Source organism: Methylobacterium frigidaeris (assembly GCF_022179185.1).
Lineage (GTDB): Bacteria > Pseudomonadota > Alphaproteobacteria > Rhizobiales > Beijerinckiaceae > Methylobacterium > Methylobacterium frigidaeris.
On sequence record NZ_BPQJ01000064.1, the window covers coordinates 24,588 to 30,878 of the forward strand.

Genomic DNA, 6,291 nt, shown 5'->3' on the forward strand with positions numbered 1-6,291 from the left:
CGCCCACGCACCGGCCGTTGATCGAAACGACGGATACCCTGCACCGGTTGCAGCGACGCCGTGCCCGTCCGACGAGGAATTCACCGCATCCGTCATCTCGCGCTTGCGTCGCGGCCCACGCCCCGCTAGAGGACGGCACCTGACCGGCACGGGCGCTCGCCGCCCCGCCAGTCTGGCCCGGAGAGGTGGCCGAGTGGTTGAAGGCGCACGCCTGGAACGCGTGTATACGGGCAACCGTATCGAGGGTTCGAATCCCTCTCTCTCCGCCAGCCCATCGGCTGGCAAGTTTTTGAAATCCATCACAATTTGATGGTTCGCGTTGCCCTGCCCCAGGGTTAGTGTGTATCGTCCTGCGCAACGCTCTGTGTAACGCGGCGCAGCGGGATGGCGGACTACCTGACCAACCGGGATGGCATCTGGTACCTCGTGCGGCGCGTGCCGGACACGGTGGCGGCGCTCGATCGGCGCGTGATCGTGCGCCAGACCACGAAGGTCCGCGTCGCCTACGATCCCCGGGGAGCAAAGGCGCGGCGGGTGGTCGACGCGCTCAATGCCGACCTGGAGACCTATTGGCGCGGCCTGCTCGCCGGCCAGTCGCAGGATGCGCAGGAGCGCTACGATGCGGCGCGCCGACGGGCCCGCGGCTTCGGCTTCGACTACCGCCTGACCTCGAGCCTCGCCGAACTGCCCGACGACGAACTGCTGGCGCGCATCCGCACCATCGTCGCCCAGCCGCGCTCCGCCGAGGCCGCTGCCGTGACGGCCGTGCTCGGGGGCGAGGCGCTGGCGCCCTTGCGGCTCTCGACGCTGTTTGCCGAGTTCGAGCGCCTGTCGGCCGCCGCCAACCGCGACCTCTCCCCGGACCAGCAGCGCAAGTGGCGCAACCCGAAGCTGCGGGCGATCGCCAACCTCGTCGACGTGACCGGCGACCGGCCGCTCGAGGAGGTGACCCGGGCCACGCCCTCAATTGTCGCGACTGGTGGCAGAAGAGGGTCCTGGCGGAGGGGATCGAGATCGCCACCGCCAACAAGGATTTCGGCCACCTCAACCCGATGTTCAAGGCAGTCGAGCGGGCGCACCGGCTCGGCCTCGGGCCGGTCTTCGGTGAGATGCGGATCGGCGGCGATGTGCAGGGCCAGCGCACCGCCTTCCCGGCCGCCTGGGTGCAGGACAAGCTCCTGGCCGAGGACGCCCTTGACGGGCTCAACGACGAGGCCCGCCGGCTGGTCTACCTGATCGCCGAGACGGGCCTGCGTCTCTCCGAGGCCGCCAACCTCACGGCGGCGACGATCCGCCTGGACGATCCGGTGCCGCATGTGCGGGTGCGCGCCGACAGCCGGCGGATGAAGACCGAGCAATCGGCCCGGGACGTTCCCCTGGTGGGCGTGGCCCTGCTGGCGATGCGGGCGCAGCCGGACGGGTTTCCGCGCTACCGCGACAAGGCTCCCCAGCTCTCGGCCCTGGTCAACAAGGTGCTGCGCGGGCGCGACCTGCTGCCGGGGCCCGGCTACAGCCTCTACTCGCTGCGCCACACCTTCGAGGACCGGCTCACCGCCGTCGAGGCGCCCGAGAAGGTGATGGCGGCGCTGATGGGCCACAAGTACCACCGACCGCGCTACGGCGCCGGGCCGAGCCTCGCGCAGAAGCAGGACTGGCTTCAGCGGATCGCCTTCGGGTCGCCGGCGCGGGTGTAGGTTTCCAGGATGCGCCGGGCGCGGTCGCGGGGCCGCTCGGCCCGCAGGGCGGCCTCGTAGCGGCGCTCGACCTCCTCGAGGACCGGGGCGTAGACCTCGCCGTAGCTCTCGACCACGGAGGCCATGAAGACCAGCGCCTCGCGCCAGTGCTCCGCCGTGATCGGATCGGGCACTAGGTCGCGCCAGCGCGCGGACGGCACGTGGGCCGGGCGCCGTCTAGGCACGGACCGCCTCTTCGACACTCATGCGCCGGCCTCGGGAGGCGGCTCCGCGGCGGGCCGGAGGACGGCGAGGAGGGCGTGCCGGCGCTCCGGCGGCATCGCCGCGTAGAGATCCAGCAGCTCGAGGGCGCCGGGGGCGCCGAGGAGCTGCCCGATCCTGTCCTCGCCCTGCTCGTCAGGATCGCCGTAGAGGCGGGTCACCGGCACCTCGAGCCGGGTGGCGATGACCGCCAGCGCAGCGCTGCTGATGCGGTTGGTCCCCTTCTCGTATTTCTGCACCTGCTGGAAGGTGACGCCGATCGCCTGGCCGAGCTCTGTCTGGGAGACGCCCTTCGCCTTGCGGAAGGCGGCGACGCGGGCGCCGACCTGCGCGTCCATCGGCGTGATGCGCCGGGCGTCGGGATTGCGCCCGCTCATGGTCGGCGCTCGGGCAGCGTGACGAGGGCGGCGGTCTCGAAGACGAGGCTGTCGGGATCGACGCGGCAGGGCAGCACCTCGCCCTCGAACCGCACCCGCAGCAGGGCGCCGAGGCCCGGCACGGCCGGGGCGACGCGGCCGAGCCGGCCGGTCGGGGTGTGGCGCACCCGGGCGCCGACGACGGCCGGGGCGCCGGGATGGGTCTGCCGGACGAGATCGTAGCTCACGCCCGCTCCCTCCCACCGTCGGATTGCGCGGCCACCTGCGCGAGGTGACCGAGGCGGATCGCGACCGCCTCGCAATCCGCGCCGAGCTGGCCGGTGGCGATGAGCCCGGCGAGGGTGTCGAGGGCTGCGTGCGCCGCGTCCCGCGCCTCCTCGCGGACCGATCGCTCACGGCCAGGGCTGAGGGCCAGGAGCACGAAGGGCGGCTCGCCGCCCGGGCCGCGCAGGGCGGCGACGGCCGTCACCAGCGCACCAGCGGCGCAGAACGGCAGCGCGACCTGCACCGATACGGGCGTAGCCGGAGCGCCGATGAGCAGGTCGCTGTATTGGCCGAGGAAGAAGCCCGCGGCATGAGACCGGACCTCTCGCGGACCCTCCGTGGATCGGGCAGCCTGCTGCGCTGGCGCCGCTGGGTCGTCGGATCGAATGGGGCCTGTACTCGGCAGCATGGCGACACCCCCCGGAACGGGTGCGCCAAAGTCCCCCGAATTGGGTATATCAGTCAACCCCAATACGGGGGAGATAGGGATCGGAAGTGCGATCCTGCCTTGTCAGCTCTCGCCGCACCGCCGGGAGAACAGAGAGGTCGCGGCCTTCCATGCCTCGTCCGCGGCGCTGGTGGCGCTCGCGTAGGCGCTCTCCGCCGCGGCGCCGGCCTTCGCGGCACCCTCGGCCGCCAGTGACGTCGTGGCGGATATGGCTGATCCAGCGGCCGCGAGAAGGCCGGGCTGCTCAGCCGGTATGGGCGGGATGGAAGGCGGGCCTTCCGATGCCGACACGGGAGAAGGCTCAGGCGGCGCAAGGAGGCGCGGGCTGCCGATGGTCGCGGGCGCCGGCGGTGCGATCGGGCCCATGCGCCACTTCTGGGGAATGAGCATCGCTTGCGCGGCGCGACGATCCTCCGCGGTCCTGCGGGCGATCTGCGCCTCGGCCTGGACCAGGGCGGCCACGCCTTCGTCGCAGACGCAGATGAACCCGCGCCCGTCCTCGAGGACGACCTGCATCAGCACGCGCTTGTCACCGGCGCCGAGCGCGCCGAGCCCGGCGCCGATCGCCGCCGCGGTGACGCCGATCGCGCCCACCAGCGCCAGCGGAGCCACGAAGAGGCCGGCGAGCATCGCCACCGGGGCGAGCCCGAGACCGCCGCCGATCATGCTCCGCAGCGAGCTGCCGATGTTGCGCTGGATGAAGCTGGCATTCTCCTCGGCGGAGGACACCTGCTCGACCGGGATGGTGATCCGGCCCGGCAGCCGGAACTCGCCCAGGACATATCGGCCGCGGCCGGTTCCGAAATGACCGCCCACCAGCTCCATTTCGGTCATCGTCTGCCCTCCCCGCGGTTCTCGTACGCCTGGCCGCGGTCGTTACCGCGGCTTGATCCAGGTCACCTTGGCCGTCGATACGACGCGGACGTTCCGGATCGGCTCATGGCCGTTGCCGAACAGGTCATAGAGACCCGGTTCACGCCCGTGGAAGATGCGCCGCATGCGGGTTTCGCCGTCGACAACACGAACCAGGCACAGGGCGCCGATCCACTCGTCGGGAACACCCGGGCGCTCTTCATCGTGATAGATGAGCCAGTCTTCTTCCGCCACGCCCGGCAACGCATCACCATCCGAAACGATGAGGCACACCGTAGACGACGTTGCGTCATCAGGGCGAGGGGCGGCCTCAAAATCTTCTGGATGACCTGCAAAGTAGGTAATCAGACCCCCGCGGCCGACCCGGCCCACGATGCGGATCGGCACGCGGCTGCCGATCACCTCGACCTCCGGCACCTGATAGATCTCGGCCGCGCGCGTGATGCGATCAGCGGTCAGGCGGCGTTCGCCCCGCTCGATCTTCTCATAGCCTTTGGCGGACAGGCCCATGGCATGAGCGGCGAGTTCCATCGTCCACCCACGCTTCTGGCGCAGCTGTTTCAGATTATTCCCCATTGTGGAGGGACCATGCGGCAGCCCCCTCCCGGCGTCGCCCCCCATTTCGCAGGCCATCGGGCTTGACCAACTCCCCCGAAATGGGGGAGTTTGCAGATGGCGGTGATTCATGAAGCTCGATTATTGGATGAGGCTGAACGCCTGCACGCCGCGACAGCTCGCGGCTGCCGTGCTGGCGCACCTTCCCTAAGGTGAAGGCTGCTCCCCCAAGGCCGTCGAGAAATGGCGGTACGGCCAGAGGACGCCGCGTCGGACGAAGATGCGGGCCTTGACGCTCGCGACCGCCGGCGCCGTCACGGCAAACGACTTCGCGGATGCGGGCCGGGACGGCGTTCCCGGCAAGCCCTCGCTCGGCTGTCGGCCGGGGCCAAGATGACCGAGCCCCTCACCTGCCTCGAGCTGCACGCCGCCATCCTCGGCGTCGCTGCCTACCAGAAGGTCCGCGGCGTCGCCGCCGCGGCCCTCGATGGCGTGGTCGCCCATGCCGCCGTACCGGCCGGGATCGTGGAATGGCTGCCCGACCTCCCGGCCTTCCTCTCCGGTCCCTTCTCCCCTGGCGCCTCCCCGCCTGCCGGACCCGATCCGGATGCGGCCTCGACGCAGACAGCGTCGGAGATCGCCGTGGGACATTCTTCCGAAAGCACCGGCCAAACCTGGCCGCAAAGCTGGTCACTTTGGGAGCGCCAGATCGACGCCGCCGGCATGGTGCGCTGGCTCAAGGCGCGGTACCCGGCCAAGACGGCGGCCTGCGTCGCCGCCGACCTGAACGTGCCGCTCGACACCGTGACCAAATGGCTGGCGCGGGAGAATTTGCCGAACGGGCGCACGCTGGTCCTGATGATCTGCGTCTACGGCCCGGAATTCCTGGCGGCCTTGCTGCGTGATCCGCCGGACTGGCTGGACCTGGCGGCCAGCGAGGCGGACCAGGCGCGGCTGATGGCGCAGCTCGCCACCCTGCGGGCCGAGCTGGATCGGCGCGAGGCGGAGGCGCCGCGACGCCGCTGGTGGTTCGGCGGGGCGGCGGAGGGTGCGCCGTGACCCGGCCCTCGCACGACGGCTGGCGCCGCGTCGGCTTCGCGCTGCTCGGCGCCTGGCTGGTGAAGGCCGGCACCCTCGCGGCCGCGGCGGTGAAGGCCTGCAACCAAGCCGCCCGCCGGCCTCCGGAGGGCCGGCGCTGATGGCCCCGCACCGGCTCACCCCGCCGATCCTGGTGACCTGTCTCTGCGGCGCCCTGGCGAACGACCGGAGCGCGACCGGGCGCTGGTTCTGCGCGGAGCACCTGCCGCGGCGCGACGCGCCGCCGGCCCCGCCGCGCCGCGAGCCGGTGTCGACTCGACCCGAGCTCGCCCGGACCGGGCCGGCGCAACGCGACCTGTTCCGGTCATGACGGCGTGGTGCGGCCTCCTCCGCGCGGCTCGCACCCGGACTCCGTCTCCCTACTCCCGGTCCCCGATGCGCCCGCCTGATCGCCCAGGTGGCGGCCGAGCCCGCGCGCTCTGCCTGCCGCCTATCCGCGGCCCGCCCCGGCCCGGCCCTCCCCGCTCTTCCTGACTTCGGCGTGCTGCGCCTCCCTTCGGGGAGCGCGCGGGCGTGCGCCCCGTCCCGCCGCGGCACGAGCCGTTTCGGCAATTGGCGGAGCCTTGCCGGAAGAGCCCTCCCCCGAATCGCCGCCCACCCGCTGCGCGCCCTGCTCGCGCGGCGTCGGGCCTTCGCGCGCCCGGATCCGGACAGGATTCGCGGTGATCCTGACCCACGAAACTGGTCCGGGCTGAGCGCAAGATTTTCGGGCATCCTGAAC

At 71.6% G+C, this 6,291-nt stretch carries 11 protein-coding genes and 1 tRNA gene; 6 read left to right on the forward strand and 6 right to left on the reverse strand.

All coding sequences use genetic code 11. From position 1 onward, the window contains the following. Positions 1 to 179: 179 nt before the first annotated feature. The 3 genes from MFF64_RS33315 to MFF64_RS33325 all read left to right on the forward strand — a co-directional run bounded on the left by MFF64_RS33315 (position 180) and on the right by MFF64_RS33325 (position 1,694). Positions 180 to 269, forward strand: a tRNA-Ser gene (locus MFF64_RS33315). Positions 270 to 384: 115 nt separating this feature from the next. Continuing rightward, positions 385 to 1,236 (forward strand): hypothetical protein, encoded by an 852-nt coding sequence (locus MFF64_RS33320; RefSeq protein ID WP_238193475.1) that lies wholly within the window; start codon positions 385 to 387, stop codon positions 1,234 to 1,236. Next, positions 1,164 to 1,694, forward strand: coding sequence for a site-specific integrase (locus MFF64_RS33325; RefSeq protein WP_238193476.1), 531 nt, complete (start codon positions 1,164 to 1,166; stop codon positions 1,692 to 1,694). The genes MFF64_RS33320 and MFF64_RS33325 overlap by 73 nt, the downstream gene beginning before the upstream one ends. Here MFF64_RS33325 and MFF64_RS33330 read toward each other — a convergent pair. From MFF64_RS33330 to MFF64_RS33355, 6 genes are all read right to left on the reverse strand, one after another. Continuing rightward, complete coding sequence (locus MFF64_RS33330) at positions 1,658 to 1,918, reverse strand: hypothetical protein (protein ID WP_133123363.1); 261 nt, start codon at positions 1,916 to 1,918, stop codon at positions 1,658 to 1,660. The two genes, MFF64_RS33325 and MFF64_RS33330, sit on opposite strands and share 37 nt — an antisense overlap. Positions 1,919 to 1,936: 18 nt before the next feature. Continuing rightward, positions 1,937 to 2,332 (reverse strand): helix-turn-helix domain-containing protein, encoded by a 396-nt coding sequence (locus tag MFF64_RS33335; RefSeq protein ID WP_099901778.1) that lies wholly within the window; start codon positions 2,330 to 2,332, stop codon positions 1,937 to 1,939. Beyond that, complete coding sequence (locus tag MFF64_RS33340) at positions 2,329 to 2,559, reverse strand: hypothetical protein (protein ID WP_099901780.1); 231 nt, start codon at positions 2,557 to 2,559, stop codon at positions 2,329 to 2,331. Before MFF64_RS33340 ends, MFF64_RS33335 begins: the two co-directional genes overlap by 4 nt. Beyond that, positions 2,556 to 2,840 (reverse strand): hypothetical protein, encoded by a 285-nt coding sequence (locus MFF64_RS33345; protein WP_099901783.1) that lies wholly within the window; start codon positions 2,838 to 2,840, stop codon positions 2,556 to 2,558. The genes MFF64_RS33340 and MFF64_RS33345 overlap by 4 nt, the downstream gene beginning before the upstream one ends. Before the next feature lie 267 nt (positions 2,841 to 3,107). Further along, entirely contained in the window at positions 3,108 to 3,869 is a 762-nt protein-coding gene (locus MFF64_RS33350; protein ID WP_238193477.1) for a hypothetical protein, read from the reverse strand. A 51-nt stretch (positions 3,870 to 3,920) separates the two neighbouring features. Beyond that, positions 3,921 to 4,604: a helix-turn-helix domain-containing protein gene (locus MFF64_RS33355; RefSeq protein WP_309296480.1), complete on the reverse strand. Its 684-nt coding sequence runs from the start codon at positions 4,602 to 4,604 to the stop codon at positions 3,921 to 3,923. Positions 4,605 to 4,865: 261 nt separating this feature from the next. Here MFF64_RS33355 and MFF64_RS33360 point away from each other — a divergent pair, with 261 nt between their 5' ends. The 3 genes from MFF64_RS33360 to MFF64_RS33370 are packed head-to-tail and all read left to right on the forward strand — an operon-like array spanning position 4,866 to position 5,880. Then, positions 4,866 to 5,531 carry a hypothetical protein gene (locus tag MFF64_RS33360; protein ID WP_099900961.1) on the forward strand — a complete coding sequence of 222 codons (666 nt, stop codon included), beginning with the start codon at positions 4,866 to 4,868 and terminating at the stop codon, positions 5,529 to 5,531. Continuing rightward, a complete protein-coding gene (locus MFF64_RS33365) occupies positions 5,528 to 5,671 on the forward strand; it encodes a hypothetical protein (RefSeq protein WP_165795606.1) in 144 nt (47 codons plus the stop codon). The genes MFF64_RS33360 and MFF64_RS33365 overlap by 4 nt, the downstream gene beginning before the upstream one ends. Next, entirely contained in the window at positions 5,671 to 5,880 is a 210-nt protein-coding gene (locus tag MFF64_RS33370; RefSeq protein WP_099900959.1) for a hypothetical protein, read from the forward strand. The genes MFF64_RS33365 and MFF64_RS33370 overlap by 1 nt, the downstream gene beginning before the upstream one ends. Positions 5,881 to 6,291 lie beyond the last annotated feature (411 nt).

Bases quoted from the DNA above. Each gene is read 5' to 3' on its own strand.
- MFF64_RS33320 (WP_238193475.1), top strand. From the start codon at position 385: ATGGCGGACTACCTGACCAACCGGGATGGCATCTGGTACCTCGTGCGG.
- MFF64_RS33335 (WP_099901778.1), bottom strand. From the start codon at position 2,332: ATGAGCGGGCGCAATCCCGACGCCCGGCGCATCACGCCGATGGACGCG.
- MFF64_RS33350 (WP_238193477.1), bottom strand. From the start codon at position 3,869: ATGGAGCTGGTGGGCGGTCATTTCGGAACCGGCCGCGGCCGATATGTC.
- MFF64_RS33355 (WP_309296480.1), bottom strand. From the start codon at position 4,604: ATGAATCACCGCCATCTGCAAACTCCCCCATTTCGGGGGAGTTGGTCA.
- MFF64_RS33360 (WP_099900961.1), top strand. From the start codon at position 4,866: ATGACCGAGCCCCTCACCTGCCTCGAGCTGCACGCCGCCATCCTCGGC.
- MFF64_RS33370 (WP_099900959.1), top strand. From the start codon at position 5,671: ATGGCCCCGCACCGGCTCACCCCGCCGATCCTGGTGACCTGTCTCTGC.